The following is a 19,658-nucleotide window of genomic DNA, read 5'->3' as shown; positions in this document are numbered from 1 at the left end:
AGCTACATCCGCTCGGGAGCCGAGACACCGAGGAGCGTCAGGCCGTTGCGGAGCACCTGGCCGGTGGCGTCGTTCACCCACAGGCGGGTGCGGTGCACCGACTCGACGGGCTGATCGCCCAGCGGGATGACGCGGCAGTTGTCGTACCAGCGGTGGTAGAGCCCGGCGAGCTCCTCGAGGTAGCGGGCGACGCGGTGGGGCTCCCGCACCTCGGCGGCGAACGCCACGACGCGGGGGAATTCCTGAAGGGCGCCGAGCAGCGCCGACTCGGTCTCGTGCGTCAGCAGCTCCGGGGCGAACTCCGACCGGTCCACCCCGGAGTCCGCGGCGTTGCGCGAGACGTTGTGGGTGCGGGCGTGGGCGTACTGCACGTAGAAGACGGGGTTGTCGTTCGTGCGCTTGCGCAGGATCTCGGGGTCGAGCGTCAGCGGGGAATCGGCCGGGTAGCGCGCCAGCGAGTAGCGCAGCGCGTCGGTGCCGATCCAATCCCGGAGGTCGTCGAGCTCGATGATGTTGCCCGCACGCTTGGACAGCCGGGCGCCGTTGATCGAGACGAGCTGACCGATGAGCACCTCGATGTCCTTCTCGGGGTCGTCGCCCGCTGCGCCCGCCAGGGCCTTGAGACGGTGCACGTACCCGTGGTGATCGGCTCCGAGGAGGTAGATCTTGTGCGCGAACCCTCGGTCGCCCTTGTTCAGGTAATACGCCGCGTCGGCGGCGAAGTAGGTGTACTCGCCGTTGGACCGGCGGATCACCCGGTCTTTGTCGTCGCCGAAGTCGGTGGTGCGCACCCAGACCGCACCCTCGTCGTCGAACACGTGCCCCTGGGCCCGCAACCGGTCCAGAGCCTGGTCGACCAGGCTCGGTGCCCCGTCGGGGCCGGGGGCGTGGAGGCTGCGCTCGCTGAAGAACACGTCGAAGTGCACGTTGAACTTCTCCAGCGACGCCTGCAGATCGCCGAGCTGGTATTCGTAGGCCTTATCGCGCGCGAGGGCGAGCTGCTCGTCGTCGGGAAGCGAGAGCAGCTCGGGCTCCGCGGCGAGCACCCGCCGGGCGAGGTCGTCGATGTACGAGCCGGGATAGCCGTCCTCGGGGGTCGGCTCGCCCTTGGCCGAGGCCAGCACCGAGCGACCGAACCGCTCCATCTGGGCGCCGGCGTCGTTGACGTAGAACTCGCGGGCCAGGGTTGCGCCGCTGGCCTGCAGCAGCCGAGCCATCGAGTCGCCGAGCGCCGCCCACCGCGTATGCCCGATGTGCATCGGACCGGTGGGATTGGCGCTGACGAACTCCAGGTTGATCGTGTTGCCGTGCTGGGAGTCGTTGGTGCCGTAGGCCTCCCCCGCGTCGACGATCTGCTTCGCCAGGGCGCCGGCGGCGGCGGCATCCAGTCGGATGTTGATGAAGCCGGGTCCTGCCACCTCCACCCCCGCGATCCCGCCGACCTCGCGGAGGCGCTCGGCGATCTCACCGGCGAACTCGCGCGGGTTCGCCCCGACGGTCTTCGACAGTTTCAGTGCGGCGTTGGAAGCCCAGTCGCCGTGATCTCGATTCTTCGGCCGCTCGAGAACCAGGTCGGCCGCCGTCAGACCCTCGCTCGCACCCGGACGTCGGGCCTCGGCCAGCGGGGCGATGACATCGAGCAGGGTGGCGGAGAGCGTGTCGGGATTCATAGCCCGACCAGTCTAGATGTGGCGTGAAGGCCCGCCGGATGCCGCGAGTCAGCCGATCCGCACGAGCGCGCGATGGTCGTCCGCGCCGCCGGGGAGATCCGGGTCGCCATCGGCCCCCGTCATCCACTCGGCATCCACCCGCAAGTGCTGCAGCCCCACCGCACCACCGTGGTAGCTGAGGAACGCGCAATCGGCGGCGTCCCGCCCGGTGGCGATGCGCACGAGCGAGCGCCGGTCGGTCAGGCGCGTGGCATCGATGACGTACCAGGCCCCGTCGAGGTACGCCTCGGCGACGGCGTGGAAGTCCATGGGCGCCAGCCCCGGGGCGTAGCAGGCGGTGTAGCGCGCCGGCACGTCCATCGCCCGAAGCAGCGCGATGACGACGTGCGCGTAGTCGCGGCAGACGCCCTGCCCGGTCATCAGCGTCGTGACCGCGCTGTCGGTGCCCTGGCTGAGGCCGGGCGCATAGGTCGTGCTCGAGGCGACGAAGTCCTCGACGGCGACCAGCAGCTCGACGCCCTCGAGCCCCCGGAACTGGCGGCGCGCCTGGGCGAAGACCTCGTCCGACTGGCAGTAGCGGCTCGGGCGGAGATAGGTGATGGTCTCGAGGTCGCGGGGTTCGGTCGCGGCGGCCGGGCCGGTGACTACTGCGCGGTAGCGAACCTGCAGCACCCCGGCTTCGCCGGTGATCCGGTGGAGGCGGCTGCCGTTCTGGTCGACGATCTCGGTGGGCGTGTACTCGCGATCGCCCTGGCGCAGGGTCAGCGACTCCTCGGCGAGAGGGGTATGGCGGGTTGCCGCGACCTGGAGGATGAGGTCGACGGGAGACCACATCTCCAGGTCCATTTCAGCGGTCACGACACGCGGCACCGGAGTATCCTCGCACGGCCCCGGGGGCGTCGGATTCGGCGTCGGGACGAGAGTGATCTACCCTTCCCGTGTGACCCGTGCCCTCGCCCCTCGGCTGTCGTGGCGTACCCGCCTGATCGCGGCCGTGCTGGCGCTCGCCGTCACGGTCGGCGCGGTGGCTGCCGTCGCCGGCATCCGCGCCTGGCTGACGCCGCCGCCGGCCCCACCCGTGGCCGTCGCCGCACCCGAGGATGCGGTCATCCAGCCCGCTCCCCTGGCACTCCCCGACGACCCCCGGATCCTGGTGTTCGGCGATTCGTGGACCTTCGGCTCCGCCGCCAGTGACCCATCCCTCGGATATGCGTACCTTCTGGCCGATCGCTTCGGCGCCGAGGTCGTGGTGGACGGTGTCCGCGGGAGCGGCTACCTCAAGCCCGGTCTGGACGGCGGTTCGTTCGGTGAACGTGTGGCAGCGCTGGACCCGTCGCTCGATCCCGACCTGGTGATCCTGCAGGGCTCGATCAACGACCGCCGCCTCTACCCCGCCGGGTATTCCGAGGCCGTGACGGCGGTCTGGGATGCGGTCGCGGCGACCTATCCCGAGGCCACCGTCGTGATCCTCGGCCCCGCACCGCAGGTGCTGCCGGTGGAGGCGGCGACCGCGCAGATCGACGATGACCTCGCCGCTCTCGCGGCCGGCCGCGGCTGGTGGTACATCTCCCCGATCGACGAGGAGTGGATCACCGAGACCAACTACGACGCGGTGATCGACACCGGGATCGGCCGCGACCACCCCTCCACCGAGGGCCATGCGTACCTCGCCGACCGCGTCGCCCAGGCCGTGCGCACTCTCGGCGAGGGAGCGGATGTCGTCGCCGACGCGCCGCTGAACGAGGACGTCGTGGCTCCCTGACCGTCGGGGACGCCCCCTTCCGGGTGGTAATCTCGACCGGTACGCCTCCGTAGCTCAGGGGATAGAGCGTTGGTTTCCGGTACCAAAGGTCGCAGGTTCGATTCCTGTCGGGGGCACCCTTCTTCATCGCGTGATCGCTGACTCGCGCGCACTGCTCGATCTGCGAGGGATGTCGCGGGGCGTCCCGCGCCCGCCCGTGAGGACTCAGCCGAGGAGCTTCGCCTTGGCGGCCGCGAACTCGTCGTCGGTGAGGACGCCCTGTGCGTGCAGCTGCGCGAGATGGGTGAGCCTGGCCATCATGTCATCGCCTGCCGCGGGCGGCGGGCCGGCCGACGGCTGAGCTGCCTGAGCGTCGGCTACGGCCTGCGCGGCAGCCTGGTCCATGGCCGCCTGCTGCTGCGCGGCCTGATCGGCCTGCTGCTGCGACTGCTCGGCGTACTTCTGCTGCTGGCGTTGCTGGACGCGACCCGACACAGCGGTGGCGGTACCCGCCACGACCGCGGTTCGGGCGGCCATCCCGATGAGGCCAGGGCGGCCCCGACGTCCCAAAGGCATGTCCTTCTCCCCTCAGTCCGCGTACTCGGACAGGAATGCATTGACGACGGGAGCGGGGATCGCCTCCCGTGCGATGACCGCGCCGCCCGCGTCGTAGAGCGCGGCGGCGAAGGCCTTCGCCCACAACAGCTCGACGACGAGGATCGCCGCCGAGGTGCCCGGTTCCAGGCTGTCCGCCAGGTACCGGATGTCTTCCTGGCCGGCCAGACCCGCCAGGTCGAGGGCGGGCGCACCGTCGTCGACGGTGTCGCTGAACTCGAGCGTCTCGATCTCGCCCTCCGGCGAACGTCGGACGAAGACGAGATCGAGGAGGTTCACCGTCCCCAAGGCGACGAGGTCGTCGATCGCCTGAGGAACGGCGGGACCGGGGCGATCGCCGTCGAAGGCGATCGCAGAACTCGATCGGACCGTAGTCGAAGGTGGTCATGGGCATTTCCTCTTCCGCGCGCCGACGACCCGTCGGGCCGAAGTGCGCCGCATCGTTTCAGACGTCGGTGCGCAGCTCGCGGCCGTGGACCGTCAGCGCGTAGATGATGACCACATCGATCGCGATGACGATCAGCGACCACCAGGGTTGAGCCGGGATCAGCATGAGCTGGCCGACGGCACTGAGGACCGCGAGGACGACGGCGATGACACGCGCCCAGGTCTGCCCGGCGAACAGCGCGATGGCCGTGAGGACGAGAAGAGTCCCGACGATGAGGTTCCACCAGCCCCAGCCGGCGACATTCATCAGCCACAGCGATCCGCCGGCCATCACGTAGTACGCGTCCGGACCGATGAGGGCAACCAGACCCTGGACGGCGCTGAAGACCCCGCTGACGAGGAGGATCACGCCGGCGAAGACGACCCATCCGGCCCATCCGGTGGTCTCGGCGGTATCCATGCCCGTGGTTCTGACAGTGCTCATCTCGCTCCTCCAGCCTCGGCGACTCGGCCCCTCCGCGCAGTGGGGCGATGTCCTGACGCTAGGGCGGTGGCGCGACGCAGGCAGGGACCAAGGTCCCGGGGATCGGGCCGTCCCCGGCCGGGCTCAGCCGGCGGGGCTGGGTACGAAGAACAGTCCGTCGAGCAGGCCCGGATTGTGCGCGTGCACGAGCACGGCGAACACCACCGCGTCGAAGAGCAGATGCACCGTGACGACGTAGGCGAGCGACCGCGTGCGCATGAAGATGTAGCCCTGCAGAAGCGCGAAGGGGATGGTGAGCACCGGACCCCACGCGCGGTAGCCCAGTTCCCACAGGAACGACACGAAGATGATCGACTGCAGCACGTTGGCCTGCACGTCGGGGAAGTGGCGGCGAAGGAGCGCGAAGCACGTGCAGATGAAGAACAGCTCGTCCCAGATGCCCACCGCGCCGACGCCGACGAACAGTCGTGCGATGAGGTCGGGGGTGTCCACGACCGGCCAGTTCTGGTAGACCCCCGAGGTGATGAAGTAGAACGGCAGGATCAGCCAGCCGAGCACCAGCACGCCCACGAGCCAGCCCCACTGCAGCGAGGTCCAGCGGCCCCCGCCTCGCCACGGGAAGCGGATGGCGTAATCGCGATACACGAATCGCGAGATCAGGTAGGGCACCAGCACCGCTCCGCCGAGGGCCACGGTGAACCGCAGCATGGCGATGTTGTCGAGTTCGGCCTTGAGCGGGATGGCACTGACGATGAGCAGACCGGCGGCGATGAGAGACAGGTCGCGAAGGATGCCGGGGGGCCGACGCCCCTCGAACCCCTCGGCGGCCGTGCCCGTGGTCATCGTACGGCGGGCGTCGGATCGCTCGACCAGGAACGCTGCGACCAGGCCCGCGGCCAGGAGGATCCACCCGAGCCAGGGCATCAGGAGGACGAAGAACGCCGGCGCGGCGAGACAGACCAGGATGGCCGGGGCGAGTTTCGCCGACAGCGCCGGGCGGTGGAGGGTCGCGACCTCGGGAAGCGCGGGCATCAGTGCCCGCCGGCGGCACGGTAGGCGAGGTCGCGGATCGCGCGCCCCGCCCGCTCACCCTTGCGCTCGAACGCGGTGAGTACCCGCCCGGGGTGGCGCTCGGCCCACTCCCCTGCGAAATCGCGCGTGAATCCCTGCGCCTCATCGAACACGACGCGCATCTGCCTCGCGTAATCCTCCCAGTCGGTGGCCAGTCGCGCGACGCCGCCGGGGCGGAGCGCCTGCCGGACCAAGGGGGCGAAATCCGCGTCGATGAGTCGACGTTTGGTATGCCGCTTCTTGTGCCACGGGTCGGGGAAGAAGATCCACAGCTCGTCCACCGAGCCCGCCGGCAGCAGGTGCTCCAGCACCTCGGGCGCGTTGGCCTCGGCCAGGCGGAGGTTCCGCGCGCCCGCGCGGTCGGCATCGAGCATCGTGCGGGCAAGGCCCGCCCTGAAGACCTCGACGGCGAGGAAGTCGCTGTCGGGACGGGATGCCGCGGCGTGAACGATCGCGTGCCCCTGGCCCGACCCGATCTCGACCACGAGGGGTGCGGTGCGGCCGAACACGCGCACGGGATCGATCACGGCACCCGGCCGTACGCTCGTGGCGGCATCCCCTCGCTCGATCTGCAGCAGGTAGTGCGCCGAAAGCTCCGCCCAGGCGCGTTCCTGGGCCTCGGACATCCGGCCGCTGCGCCGGACGAACGACACCGGCCGCTCACGGAAGACGCGGACGTCGGTGGCTTCGGGCATGCCCCCAGGCTACCGACCCCTCATGCGGCGCCGGGTTCGGTCACGAAATCGATGAGCTCCTCCACACGCCCGAGAAGCGCCGGTTCGAGGTCACGGTACGAGCTCACCCGTCTGAGAATCCGCTGCCAGGCGCGGGCGATGTCGACCTGATCCCGCGCGGGCCAGCCGAGCGCCCGGCAGACACCGACCTTGAACTCGATGTCCCGGGGCACCTCGGGCCACGCGGTGATCCCCATCGCCCGAGGCGTGACGCACTGCCACACGTCGACGAAGGGATGCCCCACGATCCGCAGGAAGGGCCCGTGGCGGGACGCCACGACGGCGGCCGCCAGTCGCGACTCCTTCGAGCCCGGCACGAGGTGGTCGACGAGCACGCCGTAGCGGCGGTCGGAACGGGGCGGATCGGCGTCGAGGACATCGGCGAGGTGGTCGACCCCTTCCAGGTACTCGACCACCACGCCCTCGGCTCGCAGATCGTCTCCCCAGACCTTCTCGACCAGTTCGGCATCGTGTCGTCCCTCGACGAGGATGCGGCTCGCCCGGGCCGTCCGGGCCCGCGCGTCGGCGACGGCGAACGATCCCGATGCGGTGCGCCGCGGCGCCGATGCCGCTGCGGGGCGCGGCGGGTCGAGGATCACGTCGGCGCCGTCGATGAGGAACCCGGGGCCGAGGGGGAACACCCGCCGCCGCCCGAGGCGGTCCTCGAGTTCGACCAGTCCGCCGGTGACGCCGGTCACGGCTCCGCAGAACCCGTCGTCGGCGACTTCGACGACGAGGTCGCGCTCCGCGGCCACGCGCGCCACCACCGGACGGCCGCGCTCGCGCCAGCCTGCCGACAGCACGTCGCCACCGTATCGATCGTCCATCTGCTCCCCTCCGAGGCGGAGAAGACCTTACCCGCGCGCCGTCGCCGCGCGCTGCAGCGACCCGCCCCTGGGCTGAGCCTGGACGTTTCCCTACCGTCCGGTGAGCACCCCTGCATAGACTCACGGTGGGAGGCTGATCCATGCGTGCGCGATGGGCGGCGGCGGTCACGGCGGCGCTGACGATGATCCTCGTGGCGGTCGGGCCCGCCGCTTCGGCGACCGACCCGGTGGAGCTGGGCGCCGGGTACGTGGTCGATGAGTCGGACGTGCTCGACCAGGCTCAGGAATCAGCCGTCCAGGATCAGCTCGCCGAGCTGTACGACCAGACCGGCATCGACCTCTACGCCGTGTTCGTCTCGGAGTTCACCAACCCCGAGGACAGCCAGCAGTGGGCCGACGAGGTGGCCTCTCGCAACGGCCTCGGCGTCGACCAGTACGTGCTCGCGGTCTCGACCGACGGGCGGGAGTACTACATCTCCGCCGACAGCGCTGGCCCGGTGTCGGCGGACGAGCTGACCGCCATCGAAGGAGAGATCCGACCCTTCCTCCGCGACGGAGACTGGGTGGGTGCCGTGACGACGACGGTCGCCGGTTTCGAGTCCGCCACCACCTCCGGCGCCGGAGCGGGATGGATCTTCGTCCTCGTGCTGGTGGGAATCGCCGCCGTGGTCATCATCTGGCTCGTCGTGCGCCGCCGCCGCGCCGCCGGCCCCAGCCAGCGGTCAGGCGCCGCAGACGCCCCGCAGGTGCCGCTCGCCGACCTCGAACGCCAGGCTTCCTCCGCGCTCGTCGACACCGACGACGCCGTCCGCACGAGCGAGCAGGAGCTCGGCTTCGCCCGCGCGCAGTTCGGCGACGACGCCACCGCCGACTTCGTCGCCGCCCTCGACACCGCCAAGGCGCAGGCTCGCCGAGGCCTTCACGCTCAAGCAGCGCCTCGACGACGAGATCGCCGACACCGACGCCGAGCGTCGCGAGTGGAACGAGCGCATCCTCCAGCTCTGCCAGAACGCCAACGCCGGGCTCGACGAGAAGGCCGCAGACTTCGATGAGCTGCGCGAGCTCGAGCGCACCGCCCCCGAGGCGCTCACCCGGGTCGCGGGTGAGCGTGAGCGCGCGGTCGCCCGGCTCGGCGATGCCGAGGAGCGGATGTCGCAGCTGCGCACGACCTACCGCGACACCGCCCTCAGCGCCGTCGCCGACAACGTCGATCAGGCGCGCCAGCGTCTGGGGTTCGCCGAGCAGCAGCTGGCCGAGGCACGCACTGCGCTGGACGGCGGCGACGGCGGCGAGGCCGCCGTCGGGATCCGCGCCGCCGAGGAGGCGGTCGATCAGGCCGAGGTGCTCGAGAACGCGGTGGAGAAGCTGGCAACCGATCTGAGTGCCGCCGAGACCGCGGCATCCGATCTCATCGCCGAGCTCGAGCGAGAGACGGCCGCGTCGGGGGTGCTCCCCGACCCCGACGGACAGGTCGCTGCTGCCGTCGCCGCCACGCGGCAGGTCACCGGGCTCGCCCGCGACGAACTGTCGGCGAGCCCCCGTGACCCATTCGCCACACTGCAGCGGCTCCAGGCCGCCGATCAGCAGCTGGACGCACTCGTGGCGGGCATCCGCGACGCCCAGGCCGAGCAGCACCGGCTGACCGAGGCGCTCTCCCGCACCCTCGCCGGCGCTCGCGCCCGGGTCGCCGCCGCCGAGGACTACATCATGACCAGGCGCGGGGCGGTGGGCGCGAACGCACGCACCCGGCTCGCCGAGGCCGGCGCCGCCGCCGTCCGCGCCGAGCAGCTCCAGACCTCCGATCCGCGCGCCGCACTGGCCGAGGCTCAGCGCGCCCAGGCCCTCGCCGACGAGGCCCTGGCCACGGCCCAACGAGACGTCGGCGCCTTCGACGGGGGCGGATACGGCAGCGACGGCATGTTCGGCGGCGGTCGCGCCGGAGGCGGCGGCAGCGACATCCTCGGGGCGATCCTCGGCGGTATCGTCGTCAACTCCCTCCGCAGCGGAGGGGGCGGTTCCTCGAGGCGCTCCGGCGGGTCCGCCTCCTTCGGCGGACGTCGATCGGGCGGCGGCTTCCGCACCGGTAGCTTCGGAGGGGGCGGCACCCGCGGGCGCCGCGGAGGTGGCCGCTTCTGATCCGCCGCCCACGTCCGGACCCACCACCGGCACCGACATCGTTCGACCCCGAGCTCCGGCTCACCCCACGTACCGACAGGAAGGAAACATGATGGCCAAGCAGTCCATCTTCGGTCGCATCTCCACGCTCGTGCGAGCGAACATCAACGCCCTCATCGACCAGGCCGAGGATCCGCAGAAGATGCTCGATCAGCTGGTGCGCGACTACACCAATTCCATCGCCGACGCGGAGTCGGCGATCGCCGAGACCATCGGCAACCTGCGCCTGCTCGAGCGCGACCACCAGGAGGACGTGCAGGCGGCGGCCGAGTGGGGCAACAAGGCGCTCGCGGCCAGCCGGAAGGCCGACGAGCTGCGGACCCAGGGCAACACCGTCGACGCCGACAAGTTCGACAATCTGGCCAAGATCGCGCTGCAGCGCCAGATCAGCGAGGAGAACGAGGCTCGGGCGATTGCCCCGACCATCGCCACCCAGACCGAGGTCGTCGACAAGCTCAAGGACGGCCTCAACGGTATGAAGCAGAAGCTGGACCAGCTGAAGTCCAAGCGCTCCGAGCTGCTGTCGCGCGCGAAGGTCGCCGAGGCCCAGACGAAGGTGCACGACGCGGTCCGCTCGATCGACGTGCTCGACCCCACGAGCGAGCTCGGCCGGTTCGAGGACAAGGTCCGCCGTCAGGAGGCCCTCGCCCAGGGGAAGCAGGAACTGGCCGCCTCGAGCCTGGACGCCCAGTTCACCGCCCTGGAGGACGTCGGTGAGCTCACCGAGGTCGAGGCGCGCCTGGCCGCGCTGAAGACCGGGGGCTCGACGCCGCAGGCTCTGCCGGCCAGCCCCGACGCGGTCTGATCGCATCGACGGGGGTGGGCGCACGATCGCCCACCCCCGTCGCCGTTCTCACGAAAGGAGTCGACGTGGCACGCTTCATCGTCGTCCCGCAGTGGCAGGGGTCGTCGTCGTCGCGGGCGATGCGTCTGGTCGACGGGGCGCTGGCGATCGCCGGCGACCTCCCGCGCGCCGCCACGACGATCCTCGACGTCCCCGCCGAGGCCGGCGAGGAGCTCGGCTCGGGAGTGCGCAGATTCAGCTCGCTGACCCGCATCGCCGAGCTTGTCTCCCGCGCTGTCGCCGACGGCGAAGGGCCCGCGGTCGTGATCGGCGGTGACTGCGGGGTCGCCCTCCCCTCCCTCGCTGCCCTCGACACCGCCGATGTGACCGTCCTGTGGCTCGACGCTCACGCCGACCTGCAGACGCCGTCGACCTCGCCGAGCGGCGCGTTCCACGGCATGGTCGTGCGTGCGCTCCTCGGCGACGCCCCCGTGGGGCTGGCTCTGAACCCGCCGCTGCCGGCGGATCGCGTGATCCTCGCGGGAACCCGCGAATTCGACCCCGAGGAGGAGGACTTCGCCCCGGCATCCGGGATCACCCTCCTCGGCGCCGAAACCCTCGCCGACCCCGAAGCCGTCGCCGAGGCGGTGGCTGCGACCGGGGCGAGCCGCGTGTACATCCACGTCGACCTCGACGTGCTCGACCCAGGGCTGATCAGCGGGGTGAGTCATCCGGTGCCCTTCGGAGCCACCGTGGAGCAGGTCGTCGGCACGATCCGCGCCGTGCGCGCCCGCCTCCCCCTCGCGGGAGCGACACTCACCGAGTTCTCCCCGAGCGAACCCGAGGTCGCCGTCGACGATCTCGGCGCGATCCTGCGCATCGTCGGGGCGTTGGCGTGAGCGACGACCGCACAGACCCCGACCGGTTCATCCCTTCCGTTCTTCTCGACTCGCCGGTCAGCTACCTCGGGTACCTCTACGGGTGCGCCCTCGGCCGCGTGTGGGGCGCGCTGTGGAGCACCGGCAGGGTCGAGCGCCGGGGTGGTCTGCTCGTCTTCCGCGGCATGCCGAAGTGGACCTTCGCGCGCGGCGGAGTGTGCGTCGGCGACTGCTTCCTCACCGGCACGGGCACGATCGACGACCCGCTCCTCACGCACGAGGCGGTGCATAAGCGACAGTGGCGCCGGTACGGGTTCCTCATGCCCGTCCTCTACCTGCTGGCGGGGCGTGATCCTTTGCGCAACCGCTTCGAGATCCAGGCGGGCCTGGAGGACGGCCGCTACCTTCCGCGCCGGCCCGGACGCGTCAGCGCGCGGAGCTGAGGCCGTAGCGAGCCGGCGTGTAGATGTGCGAGGGGTCGATCCCGCGCACCCCGGTGAGGTGTTCGACGATGTCGACGGTCCCGAGGTAGCCGCCCAGCAGATGAATGCGCGTGGCGTCGCCGTCGTCGCAGAGCATCTCGTCGGCCCACGCGATCACCGCGCGGGACAGAGCCTCGCCCGAGGCGCAGCCGCGCCCCGTGCCGGGTGCGCCGCTGCGGCGCGAGCGATCGAGCCAGGTGAGCACCATCCGCGGCGGAACAGCGATGTCGCTGCGGGAGGCGTCGTCGGGGATCTCGATGAATACCCGTCCGGTCGAGCACAGCGGGAGGGTCGCCAGCAGCGTCTCGAGCTCGACCAACGACGATTCGTCGGCGGCGATCACATGCTGCACACGCGTGTGCCGCGAGGAACGGCACGCGGCGGTGTTGTGCTCGGTGAGCGACGGGATGATCTTCGACATGACCCCACCACTATACCGCCGAGGAAGGGTTGCCTAACCTGAATCGTTCGACGCGAGGTCTTTCTCGGCGGCGGCGGCGCGCTCGGCGACGGTGCCATCCTCCTCCACCAACACGCCGCGAAGCCGCTGCACCTCCTGATCGGTCAGCCCGTGCGCCAGGAGGAAGCCGGCCGCCGACCCGTACCGCTTCTCCAGGTCGTCGAGGAACGCGCGCATCACCGGCGCCGGAGACCGGGTGGCCAGTTCCTCCAGATGAACGGCTTCGGGATGCCGCTGCTTCAGCCGCGCCACGATGTCGCGGTTGCGCCACTCGGGCAGCAGCCCCTCGGTGCGGGCGTAGTCGGCGATGATCGCCTCGCGGTCGACGCCCGCCGCGGCGAGCGCGATGGCGACAGTGACCCCGGTGCGATCCTTCCCCACCGTGCAGTGGACCAGGGCGGGGGGATCACCGAGGACGGCGCGGATCGCGGCCACGATCTGCTCACCCGATTCCTCGGCGAGCGAACGGTACATGTCGGACAGGCTCATGTCCTGCGAGAAGAACGAGGTCACCGAGCCGAGGAAGAGCGGCACATGGGCCGTGGCGACCGGCAGCGAGTCGATTCGGCTCGGGGCGTGCGCGACCTCGTCGTGGGCGCGGAGGTCGACGATGGTGCGGATACCCAGTCGACCGATCGCTGAGACCCCGTCGTCGTGCAGCTGAGCGAGATTCCCCGACCGGAAGAGGACGCCGAACCGCGTCCTGCCGCGGCCGGCCGGGAGCCCCCCGGTGTCGCGGAGGTTGACGCTGCCGGGGACGTGCGGGTCGCCCGAGGTCATCGCGCGGTCGCCGCGCTGGTCTCCCGCGACGCGACCGGATACCGCCCGGCGATGGCGAGGCGGTTGAAGGCGTTGATGGAGATGAGGATCCAGCTGAGGGCGACGTACTCGGCCTCGCTCAGGACGCCCCCGACGCGGTCGTAGACGTCGTCGGGGATCCCGTCGTCGTGGATGAAGGTGAAGGCCTCGGCCAGCTCCAGCCCTGCCCGTTCGCGCTCGGAGAAGACGCCCGAATCGCGCCACGTCGCGATCTGTGCGACGACGTCGGCATCGAGCCCCGCTTTCAGCCCCTTCTCCACGTGCACGCGCACACAGTATGCGCAGCCGTTGAGCTGGGAGACGTGGATCTGCACGATCTCCTTGAGGCGGTCATCGATGCCGGCCTCGGCCGCGATCGCCCCGACCTGCTTCGCCAGGCCCGCGAGCGAGGTGTAGGCGGGGGGAGCCGACTTCGCCAGGTGTACGCGCTGTTCCGCGGTCATGGCGTCAGCCTACCCGCGCGGCCGTAAGCGGGCCTGAGGCAGAATGGCCGCGTGACCGAACCCGCCGATGAGTTCTCATTCCTCCCCGCCCAGGCCGCCGACGCCGGTCTGCCGGGCCCGCTCCCCCACGGTGAGCGCCTTCGGATCGACCTTCCCGACGGTCGGGTCGTCAGCGGACTGCGCTGGTGGTTCGATGCCCCCGGCGACCGCCCCGTGGTGACGTTCCTCCACGGCGCGGGCCTGAACGCCCACACCTGGGACACCACCGTCATCGCCCTGGGGATTCCTGCCCTCGCGATCGACCTGCCCGGTCATGGCGATTCGTCGTGGCGGGATGACGCCGCCTATGTCGGACGGGTACTGGCTCCCGACGTCGCCACGGCGATGACCGCCTGGACCGCTCGTCCGCAGGTGCTCGTCGGACAGTCGCTCGGCGGTCTCACCGCGGCCGCCGTCGCCGCCACCCGCCCCGAGCTCGTCGAGCGCCTGGTCGTGATCGACATCACACCGGGCCTCGACCCGAACGCCGGGGCCGCCGAGATCCGCCGGTTCTTCTCCGGACCCACCGATTGGGCTGACCGCGACGAGCTCGTCGACAGGGCCATGGCGTTCGGCCTCGGCGGCGGAACGCGCGAGAAGGCCGCGCGCGGGGTCTACTTCAACTCGCGCATCCGAGCCGACGGGCGCGTGGAGTGGAAGCACCACTTCGCCCACATCGCAGCCGCCGCATCCGCCGCGGGCGACGGACCCTCCGACGACCGCGGCGCGGCAGCGGGAAGCGACGCCGTGGCCGCGGTGCTCGGCGAGGCGGGTTGGGAAGACCTCGCCGCCGTGCGCGCCCCGCTGGAGCTGATCCGCGGCGAGCGCGGCTACGTCACGAACGCCGACGTCGATGTGTTCCGCGAGCGCGTGCCCGCGGCCTCCGTCCTCACCCTCGCCGGCGGCCACAATCTTCAGGAGGACGCGCCCGTCGCCCTCGCCTCGGAGGTGCGACGGGTCGCTGGGAAGGATTAACGCTTCTGTTGCGTTCGGTGTAGCGGGTTCGGCAGGGCTCCCGACGGTTCCCTAGGCTGTATCCGCACCGCGGCTCGCTCGCACGAGCCTGCCGGCATCCCCGTCCCCCGGATGCCGTCCCGAAAGGAATCACATGCTTCGCCGTACGGCACTGGCCGCCACCGCCCTCTTCGCTGCATCCGCCCTCGTGCTCGCCGGCTGCACCTCCTCCGCCGACCCGGCACCGACGACGACGGGCGAGCCCGATCCCGACGCGTCCGTGGCGGTCCGACTGGTGCTCGAGCCCGGAAACCTCGACATCCGCCAGACGACCGGCGCGGCCCTGGACCAGGTCCTCATCGACAACGTCTACCAGGGCCTGGTATCCAGGACCACCGACCAGGAGGTCGTGCCGGCGCTCGCGAGTGACTGGGAGGTCTCGGACGACGGCCTGACCTACACCTTCACCGTCGAAGAGGGCGTCACCTTCCACGACGGTGAAGAACTCACCCCGCAGGATGTCGTGTGGTCGCTCCAGACCCGGAAGGACACCCCGGAGTGGGCGGAGTCCTCTCGCCTGGCGAATGTGGCATCGATCGCCGCCGACGGGCAGACGGTGACCCTCACGCTCACCGAGCCCGATTCGAGCCTGCTGTGGAATCTCACCGGTCGCGCCGGGATCATCCTCAAGGAGGGCGACACCGTCGACTACCAGACCGCTGCCAATGGCACCGGTCCGTTCGTCCTCGACGAGTGGCAGCAGGGGGCGAGCATCACGCTCACGCGCAACGACGCCTACTGGGGCGAGGCCGCCGGCGTCGGCGAGGTGGTGTTCCAGTACATCGCCGAGGACCAGGCGGCCGTGAACGCCGCCGCCGCGGGCGAGGTGGACGTGCTCACCGGGTTCGATCCCAACCTCACCGAGCAGATCGAGCAGAACGGCGACTGGACCGTGGTGCTCGGCACCGCCACCGACAAGAGCGTGCTGGCGATGAACAGCACGGCGGCACCGCTGGACGACCAGCGCGTGCGCCAGGCGATCCGTCAGGCCATCGACCACGACGCCATCGTCGAGGCGGTCGGCGCCGGCCAGACGCTCTACGGCCCCATTCCCGAGCCCGACCCCGGCTACGAAGACCTCAGCGACACCGCACCGTACGACCCCGAGGCCGCCCGCGCCCTGCTGGAGGAGGCCGGCGTCGACGACCTGGAACTGACCCTCACGATCCCCTCGTTCTACGGCACGACCATCCCGCAGATCCTGGTGTCGAACCTCAACGAGGTCGGCATCACCCTCGAGGTCGACGCCGTCGACTTCGGCGTCTGGGTCAACGACGTGTACACGAACAAGGACTACGAGCTCAGCTACGTCAACCACGCCGAGCCCCGCGACTTCGAGAACTGGGCGAACCCCGACTACTACTTCACCTACGACAACCCCGAGGTGCAGGACCTCTACGACCAGTCGCTGCGCGCCACGAGCGAGGACGAGGCCGACGCCCTCCTCGCCGAGGCGGCTCGGATCGTCGCCGAGGACTCCGCTGCTGACTGGCTCTACAACTGGGCCGGGGTGAGCGCGGTCGCAACGGGCATCGACGGGATGCCCGCGGACAACGTCAACGCCCGCCTCAACCTCGCAGAGCTGACCAAGAGCGAGTGATCCGATACGCGCTGACCCGGGAGCCCTGCTGCTGCTGGGGCTGTTCGTGGCCAGCGCGCTGATCTTCCTCACCCTGCGGGTTCTCCCCGGCGACGTCGCGCAGCAGATCGCGGGCACCAACGGCACCCCCGAGCAGGTCGCGGCCATCCGGGAGAGCCTCGGGCTGAATGCCCCACTGTGGGCGCAGTACGCCGACTGGATCGGCGGGGTGTTCCGCGGCGACCTCGGCACCTCGCTCTACACCGGCACCGGCGTCACCACCGAGCTCGCCGAGAAGGCCCGCGTGACGGTGCCGCTCGGCATCCTGTCCCTCCTCTTCGCCCTGGTCTTCAGCATCCCCCTCGGGGTCCTCGCGGCCCTGCGCCGCGGGCGAGCCGACGGCACGGCGCTGAGCGTCGGAGCCCAGGCCCTCGCCGCCGTGCCGGTGGTGTGGGCGGGGATGATGCTCGTCGTGGTCTTCGCGGTGTGGCTCGGCTGGCTCCCCGCCCAGGGATTCCCCCGGGGCGGCTGGAGTCAGCCCGCCGACGCGCTCCGGGCCCTCATCCTCCCCGCGCTCACCATCGGCGTCATCGAGGGCGCGATGCTGCTGCGTTTCGTCCGGAGCGCCACGCTTCAGGCGATCGGACAGGACTATGTCCGCACCGCAGCGGCGAAGGGTCTCACCCGGAACTCAGCGCTCATCCGACACGGCCTCCCCAACGTCGGCCTCTCGGTGATCTCGGTGCTCGGCCTCCAGGTCGCCGGCATCGTCGTCGGGGCGGTCATCATCGAGCAGCTGTTCAGCCTGCCCGGGATCGGACGGATGCTGGTGGAGGACGTCGACCGCCGAGACCTCCCCATGGTCCAGGGCGAGCTGCTGATACTCACCGGTTTCGTCCTCCTCATCGGATTCGTCGTCGACATCGTCCACCGCCTTCTGGATCCACGTCAGCGGGAGGCCGCATGAGCGCCCTCCGACGCCTGTGGGCGCTGTCGACCGGCCGCTTCGGTCTCGTCGTCGTCGCGGTGATCCTCGTCACCGCGGTGATCTCGCTCGTGTGGACGCCCTTCGACCCCCAGCAGGTCGACATCCCGAACCGCTGGGCATCGCCCGGCTGGCCCCACGTCCTCGGCACCGACGGCACGGGACGTGACATCCTCAGCCTCCTCATCGCCGGCTCGCGGACGACGGTCGTCGTCGCCGTCGGCGCGGGGCTGGTCGCCACCGTCATGGGTCTCGCCCTGGCCGCGCTCGGCGCGCTCACCCGCCGCTGGCTGCGCGAAGCGGTCGCGGTCACCGTCGACATCCTCATCGCCTTCCCCGTGCTCCTCATCGCGATGATGATCTCGGCGGTGTGGGGCGGCTCGCTGTGGGTGGTGATCTGGGCGGTCGGGATCGGTTTCGGAGTGAACATCGCCCGGGTCACCCGGCCCGAGCTCCGGCGGGTGCTGCAGAGCGACTTCGTGCTCGCGGGCCGCGCCTCGGGTCTCACCGCCGCGCAGAACCTCGTCCGCCACCTGCTGCCGAACATCGCGCCGGTGTTCATCGTGCAGCTGTCGTGGGGCATGGCCGTGGCCGTCCTCGCCGAGGCGGGGCTGTCGTATCTGGGCTTCGGGGCGCCCCCGACGGAGCCGTCGTGGGGGCTGCTGTTGGCTGAGCTTCAGCAGTACCTCACCGTCTACCCGCTGTCTGTGCTCTGGCCGGGCCTCGCGATCACCCTGACGGTGCTCGGGCTGAACCTGCTGGGCGACGGCATCCGCGACGCGACCGATCCGACCCTCTCCCGCCGCGGGGGCTCCGCCCGCCGCGCACGGACACACGTGCCCGAGGTGGTCGCATGAGCCTGTCGGTGAAGGACCTCGTCGTCGAGATCGACGGCCGACGCGTCGTCGACGGCATCTCGTTCCAGGTGCCCGACGGTGCGCGCGTGGGGCTCATCGGCGAGTCGGGGTCGGGCAAGTCGCTCACGGCACTGGCCATCCTCGGGCTCCTCCCCGACGGCGCGAGCGCGTCGGGGAGCGTGCGCTGGAACGGCCGCGAACTCATCGGTCTTCGCGATCGCGAGCTCGCAGAGCTCCGCGGCGACGAGATCGGCATCGTGTTCCAGGAGCCGCGCTCGGCGCTGAACCCGATCCGCACGGTCGGCCGCCAGATCGCCGAGGCGGTGCGCATCCACGAACGGGCGACCCGCAGGGATGCCGCGGCACGAGCCGTCGCCGAGGTTGCACGCGTCGCCCTCCCCGAGCCAGAGCGCATCGTGACGCGTTACCCGCACCAGCTCTCCGGTGGCCAGCGTCAGCGGGTAGCGATCGCCATGGCTCTCGCCTGCCGACCGCGCCTGCTCATCGCGGACGAACCCACCACGGCGCTGGACGTGACGATCCAGGCCGAGATCCTCGATCTTCTTCGCACGCTCGTCTCGGACGACGGGATGTCGCTGATCTTCATCACCCACGACCTCGCCGTGCTGTCCCAGGTCGCCACCGACGCCGTGGTCCTCGAGGACGGGAGGATCGTGGAGGCGGGCCCGGTGGCCACGATCCTGCGCAACCCCGCCTCGCCCGTGACCCGCGGACTCCTGCGCGATGCCACCGCGACGCTCTGGCGCCCCGAGGGGAGGACGCCGTGAGCGACATCCTGGTGAGCGCCCGGCGCCTCACCCGCCGTCACGCGCTGCCGAAGACCACCCTGTTCGAGCGGCGGACGTACACGACCGCTCTCGAGGACGCCGACGTCGACGTCAGCGCCGGGAGCGCGCTGGGCATCATCGGCGAGTCGGGGTCGGGGAAGTCCACTCTCGTGCGGATCCTCCTCGGGCTCGATGCCCCCACCTCGGGCACGGTCGAGGTCGACGGGCGCGCCGTCGACGCCACGGCGTCCGCACGCTCGCTGCACTGGCTCCGGCGCCTGACCGGCGTGGTGTTCCAGGACCCCTACGCCTCCCTCGACCCGCGGATGAGCGTGGGGCGCATCGTCGGAGAACCCCTCTGGGCCCTCGGGATCGAGGGCGACCGACGGGCACGGGTGGGCGAGGTGCTGGAGCAGGTCGGGCTCGAGGCCGCGATGGCCGAGCGGTTCCCGCACGAGTTCTCCGGCGGCCAGCGCCAGCGGATCGCTCTGGCCCGGGCGCTCGTGCACCGCCCGCGCCTGCTCGTCGGCGACGAGCCGCTCTCGGCGCTCGATGTCACCGTCCGCGCGCAGATCCTCGCCCTGCTGGCCGATCTCCGCCGTCAGGAGGACCTCACGCTCGTGATGGTCTCTCACGACATCGGCGTCGTGCAGAGCATCTGCGACGAGGTGGTCGTGATGAAGGACGGCCGCATCGTCGAGGAGGGGCCCACCGAAAAGGTGCTCCAGCAACCACAGGTGGCCTACACGCGGCGCCTGCTGGCGTCGGTGCCCACGATCGATCCCCCGGCGACCCGCCCCTGTGTCGGAGGCGGACGTTAGCGTGG

22 protein-coding genes, 1 tRNA gene and 1 pseudogene are annotated in these 19,658 nt (G+C 70.9%); 13 read left to right on the top strand and 11 right to left on the bottom strand.

Going from position 1 to position 19,658, the window contains the following annotated elements:
• Positions 1 to 2: 2 nt before the first annotated feature.
• Together QSU92_RS14755 and QSU92_RS14750 are read right to left on the bottom strand one after the other, a co-directional pair.
• A complete protein-coding gene (locus tag QSU92_RS14755; protein WP_289262969.1) occupies positions 3 to 1,670 on the bottom strand; it encodes an arginine--tRNA ligase in 1,668 nt (555 codons plus the stop codon).
• A gap of 48 nt (positions 1,671 to 1,718) precedes the next feature.
• Positions 1,719 to 2,540 (bottom strand): transglutaminase-like domain-containing protein, encoded by an 822-nt coding sequence (locus QSU92_RS14750; protein WP_289262967.1) that lies wholly within the window; start codon positions 2,538 to 2,540, stop codon positions 1,719 to 1,721.
• A gap of 70 nt (positions 2,541 to 2,610) precedes the next feature.
• On the opposite strand from QSU92_RS14750, the gene QSU92_RS14745 reads away from it, so the two are divergent.
• Together QSU92_RS14745 and QSU92_RS14740 are read left to right on the top strand one after the other, a co-directional pair.
• Positions 2,611 to 3,432, top strand: coding sequence for an SGNH/GDSL hydrolase family protein (locus QSU92_RS14745; RefSeq protein ID WP_289262965.1), 822 nt, complete (start codon positions 2,611 to 2,613; stop codon positions 3,430 to 3,432).
• Between the two features lie 43 nt (positions 3,433 to 3,475).
• A tRNA-Arg gene (locus tag QSU92_RS14740) sits at positions 3,476 to 3,548 on the top strand.
• An 88-nt stretch (positions 3,549 to 3,636) separates the two neighbouring features.
• On the opposite strand, the gene QSU92_RS14735 is transcribed toward QSU92_RS14740, so the two are convergent.
• From QSU92_RS14735 to QSU92_RS14710, 6 genes are all read right to left on the bottom strand, one after another.
• Positions 3,637 to 3,948, bottom strand: coding sequence for an SHOCT domain-containing protein (locus QSU92_RS14735; protein ID WP_289262963.1), 312 nt, complete (start codon positions 3,946 to 3,948; stop codon positions 3,637 to 3,639).
• A 51-nt stretch (positions 3,949 to 3,999) separates the two neighbouring features.
• Positions 4,000 to 4,314: a DUF6325 family protein gene (locus QSU92_RS14730; protein ID WP_289262961.1), complete on the bottom strand. Its 315-nt coding sequence runs from the start codon at positions 4,312 to 4,314 to the stop codon at positions 4,000 to 4,002.
• A gap of 157 nt (positions 4,315 to 4,471) precedes the next feature.
• Positions 4,472 to 4,897, bottom strand: coding sequence for a DUF7144 family membrane protein (locus QSU92_RS14725; protein ID WP_289262959.1), 426 nt, complete (start codon positions 4,895 to 4,897; stop codon positions 4,472 to 4,474).
• Between the two features lie 123 nt (positions 4,898 to 5,020).
• Positions 5,021 to 5,929 carry a CPBP family intramembrane glutamic endopeptidase gene (locus QSU92_RS14720; protein WP_289262958.1) on the bottom strand — a complete coding sequence of 303 codons (909 nt, stop codon included), beginning with the start codon at positions 5,927 to 5,929 and terminating at the stop codon, positions 5,021 to 5,023.
• On the bottom strand, positions 5,929 to 6,663 hold the full coding sequence (gene trmB, locus QSU92_RS14715; RefSeq protein ID WP_289262956.1) for a tRNA (guanosine(46)-N7)-methyltransferase TrmB: 735 nt from the start codon (positions 6,661 to 6,663) through the stop codon (positions 5,929 to 5,931). Before trmB ends, QSU92_RS14720 begins: the two co-directional genes overlap by 1 nt.
• A gap of 20 nt (positions 6,664 to 6,683) precedes the next feature.
• On the bottom strand, positions 6,684 to 7,529 hold the full coding sequence (locus QSU92_RS14710; RefSeq protein WP_289262954.1) for a DUF3097 family protein: 846 nt from the start codon (positions 7,527 to 7,529) through the stop codon (positions 6,684 to 6,686).
• Between the two features lie 140 nt (positions 7,530 to 7,669).
• Between QSU92_RS14710 and QSU92_RS14705 the strand changes: the two genes are divergently transcribed.
• The 5 genes from QSU92_RS14705 to QSU92_RS14685 all read left to right on the top strand — a co-directional run bounded on the left by QSU92_RS14705 (position 7,670) and on the right by QSU92_RS14685 (position 11,809).
• Positions 7,670 to 8,581: a TPM domain-containing protein gene (locus QSU92_RS14705; RefSeq protein WP_289262952.1), complete on the top strand. Its 912-nt coding sequence runs from the start codon at positions 7,670 to 7,672 to the stop codon at positions 8,579 to 8,581.
• 97 nt (positions 8,582 to 8,678) lie between these two features.
• Positions 8,679 to 9,665, top strand: coding sequence for a coiled-coil domain-containing protein (locus QSU92_RS14700; protein WP_289262950.1), 987 nt, complete (start codon positions 8,679 to 8,681; stop codon positions 9,663 to 9,665).
• 91 nt (positions 9,666 to 9,756) lie between these two features.
• Positions 9,757 to 10,509, top strand: a complete 753-nt coding sequence (locus QSU92_RS14695; protein WP_289265921.1) for a PspA/IM30 family protein — start codon at positions 9,757 to 9,759, stop codon at positions 10,507 to 10,509.
• 65 nt (positions 10,510 to 10,574) lie between these two features.
• Positions 10,575 to 11,387 (top strand): arginase family protein, encoded by an 813-nt coding sequence (locus QSU92_RS14690; RefSeq protein ID WP_289262946.1) that lies wholly within the window; start codon positions 10,575 to 10,577, stop codon positions 11,385 to 11,387.
• On the top strand, positions 11,384 to 11,809 hold the full coding sequence (locus tag QSU92_RS14685) for a Fe-S oxidoreductase (protein ID WP_289262944.1): 426 nt from the start codon (positions 11,384 to 11,386) through the stop codon (positions 11,807 to 11,809). The genes QSU92_RS14690 and QSU92_RS14685 overlap by 4 nt, the downstream gene beginning before the upstream one ends.
• On the opposite strand, the gene QSU92_RS14680 is transcribed toward QSU92_RS14685, so the two are convergent.
• Genes QSU92_RS14680 through QSU92_RS14670 form a run of 3 tightly spaced genes read right to left on the bottom strand, consistent with a single transcriptional unit; the run spans position 11,793 to position 13,570 of the window.
• Positions 11,793 to 12,269 (bottom strand): SIP domain-containing protein, encoded by a 477-nt coding sequence (locus QSU92_RS14680; protein ID WP_289262943.1) that lies wholly within the window; start codon positions 12,267 to 12,269, stop codon positions 11,793 to 11,795. The two genes, QSU92_RS14685 and QSU92_RS14680, sit on opposite strands and share 17 nt — an antisense overlap.
• Positions 12,270 to 12,302: 33 nt before the next feature.
• On the bottom strand, positions 12,303 to 13,088 hold the full coding sequence (locus QSU92_RS14675) for a tyrosine-protein phosphatase (RefSeq protein WP_289262941.1): 786 nt from the start codon (positions 13,086 to 13,088) through the stop codon (positions 12,303 to 12,305).
• Positions 13,085 to 13,570: a carboxymuconolactone decarboxylase family protein gene (locus QSU92_RS14670; protein WP_289262939.1), complete on the bottom strand. Its 486-nt coding sequence runs from the start codon at positions 13,568 to 13,570 to the stop codon at positions 13,085 to 13,087. The genes QSU92_RS14675 and QSU92_RS14670 overlap by 4 nt, the downstream gene beginning before the upstream one ends.
• Before the next feature lie 51 nt (positions 13,571 to 13,621).
• Between QSU92_RS14670 and QSU92_RS14665 the strand changes: the two genes are divergently transcribed.
• The 6 genes and pseudogenes from QSU92_RS14665 to QSU92_RS14640 all read left to right on the top strand — a co-directional run bounded on the left by QSU92_RS14665 (position 13,622) and on the right by QSU92_RS14640 (position 19,653).
• The gene (locus tag QSU92_RS14665) at positions 13,622 to 14,584 is read left to right on the top strand and encodes an alpha/beta fold hydrolase (protein ID WP_289262937.1); all 963 of its coding nucleotides are present in this window, start codon (positions 13,622 to 13,624) and stop codon (positions 14,582 to 14,584) included.
• Between the two features lie 133 nt (positions 14,585 to 14,717).
• The gene (locus QSU92_RS14660; RefSeq protein WP_289262936.1) at positions 14,718 to 16,223 is read left to right on the top strand and encodes an ABC transporter substrate-binding protein; all 1,506 of its coding nucleotides are present in this window, start codon (positions 14,718 to 14,720) and stop codon (positions 16,221 to 16,223) included.
• Positions 16,220 to 17,169 (top strand): annotated as a pseudogene (locus QSU92_RS14655) (ABC transporter permease). Before QSU92_RS14660 ends, QSU92_RS14655 begins: the two are co-directional and overlap by 4 nt.
• Positions 17,166 to 18,044: an ABC transporter permease gene (locus QSU92_RS14650; protein ID WP_289262935.1), complete on the top strand. Its 879-nt coding sequence runs from the start codon at positions 17,166 to 17,168 to the stop codon at positions 18,042 to 18,044. The pseudogene QSU92_RS14655 and the gene QSU92_RS14650 overlap by 4 nt, the downstream one beginning before the upstream one ends.
• Complete coding sequence (locus tag QSU92_RS14645) at positions 18,041 to 18,832, top strand: ABC transporter ATP-binding protein (RefSeq protein WP_289262933.1); 792 nt, start codon at positions 18,041 to 18,043, stop codon at positions 18,830 to 18,832. Before QSU92_RS14650 ends, QSU92_RS14645 begins: the two co-directional genes overlap by 4 nt.
• The gene (locus tag QSU92_RS14640; RefSeq protein WP_289262931.1) at positions 18,829 to 19,653 is read left to right on the top strand and encodes an ABC transporter ATP-binding protein; all 825 of its coding nucleotides are present in this window, start codon (positions 18,829 to 18,831) and stop codon (positions 19,651 to 19,653) included. Before QSU92_RS14645 ends, QSU92_RS14640 begins: the two co-directional genes overlap by 4 nt.
• The last annotated feature ends 5 nt before the right edge of the window (positions 19,654 to 19,658 follow it).

It is taken from the genome of Microbacterium sp. ET2, assembly GCF_030347395.1.
GTDB classification, from domain to species: Bacteria; Actinomycetota; Actinomycetes; order Actinomycetales; family Microbacteriaceae; genus Microbacterium; species Microbacterium albipurpureum.
The sequence above is the reverse complement of the archived record's forward strand: the minus strand, read 5'-3'. Positions and strand labels throughout refer to the sequence as shown.

Bases quoted from the DNA above. Each gene is read 5' to 3' on its own strand.
- trmB (WP_289262956.1), bottom strand. From the start codon at position 6,663: ATGCCCGAAGCCACCGACGTCCGCGTCTTCCGTGAGCGGCCGGTGTCG.
- QSU92_RS14710 (WP_289262954.1), bottom strand. From the start codon at position 7,529: ATGGACGATCGATACGGTGGCGACGTGCTGTCGGCAGGCTGGCGCGAG.
- QSU92_RS14695 (WP_289265921.1), top strand. From the start codon at position 9,757: ATGGCCAAGCAGTCCATCTTCGGTCGCATCTCCACGCTCGTGCGAGCG.
- QSU92_RS14735 (WP_289262963.1), bottom strand. From the start codon at position 3,948: ATGGCCGCCCGAACCGCGGTCGTGGCGGGTACCGCCACCGCTGTGTCG.
- QSU92_RS14660 (WP_289262936.1), top strand. From the start codon at position 14,718: ATGCTTCGCCGTACGGCACTGGCCGCCACCGCCCTCTTCGCTGCATCC.
- QSU92_RS14700 (WP_289262950.1), top strand. From the start codon at position 8,679: ATGTCGCAGCTGCGCACGACCTACCGCGACACCGCCCTCAGCGCCGTC.
- QSU92_RS14675 (WP_289262941.1), bottom strand. From the start codon at position 13,088: ATGACCTCGGGCGACCCGCACGTCCCCGGCAGCGTCAACCTCCGCGAC.
- QSU92_RS14720 (WP_289262958.1), bottom strand. From the start codon at position 5,929: ATGCCCGCGCTTCCCGAGGTCGCGACCCTCCACCGCCCGGCGCTGTCG.
- QSU92_RS14645 (WP_289262933.1), top strand. From the start codon at position 18,041: ATGAGCCTGTCGGTGAAGGACCTCGTCGTCGAGATCGACGGCCGACGC.
- QSU92_RS14725 (WP_289262959.1), bottom strand. From the start codon at position 4,897: ATGAGCACTGTCAGAACCACGGGCATGGATACCGCCGAGACCACCGGA.
- QSU92_RS14650 (WP_289262935.1), top strand. From the start codon at position 17,166: ATGAGCGCCCTCCGACGCCTGTGGGCGCTGTCGACCGGCCGCTTCGGT.
- QSU92_RS14755 (WP_289262969.1), bottom strand. From the start codon at position 1,670: ATGAATCCCGACACGCTCTCCGCCACCCTGCTCGATGTCATCGCCCCG.
- QSU92_RS14670 (WP_289262939.1), bottom strand. From the start codon at position 13,570: ATGACCGCGGAACAGCGCGTACACCTGGCGAAGTCGGCTCCCCCCGCC.
- QSU92_RS14705 (WP_289262952.1), top strand. From the start codon at position 7,670: ATGCGTGCGCGATGGGCGGCGGCGGTCACGGCGGCGCTGACGATGATC.
- QSU92_RS14680 (WP_289262943.1), bottom strand. From the start codon at position 12,269: ATGTCGAAGATCATCCCGTCGCTCACCGAGCACAACACCGCCGCGTGC.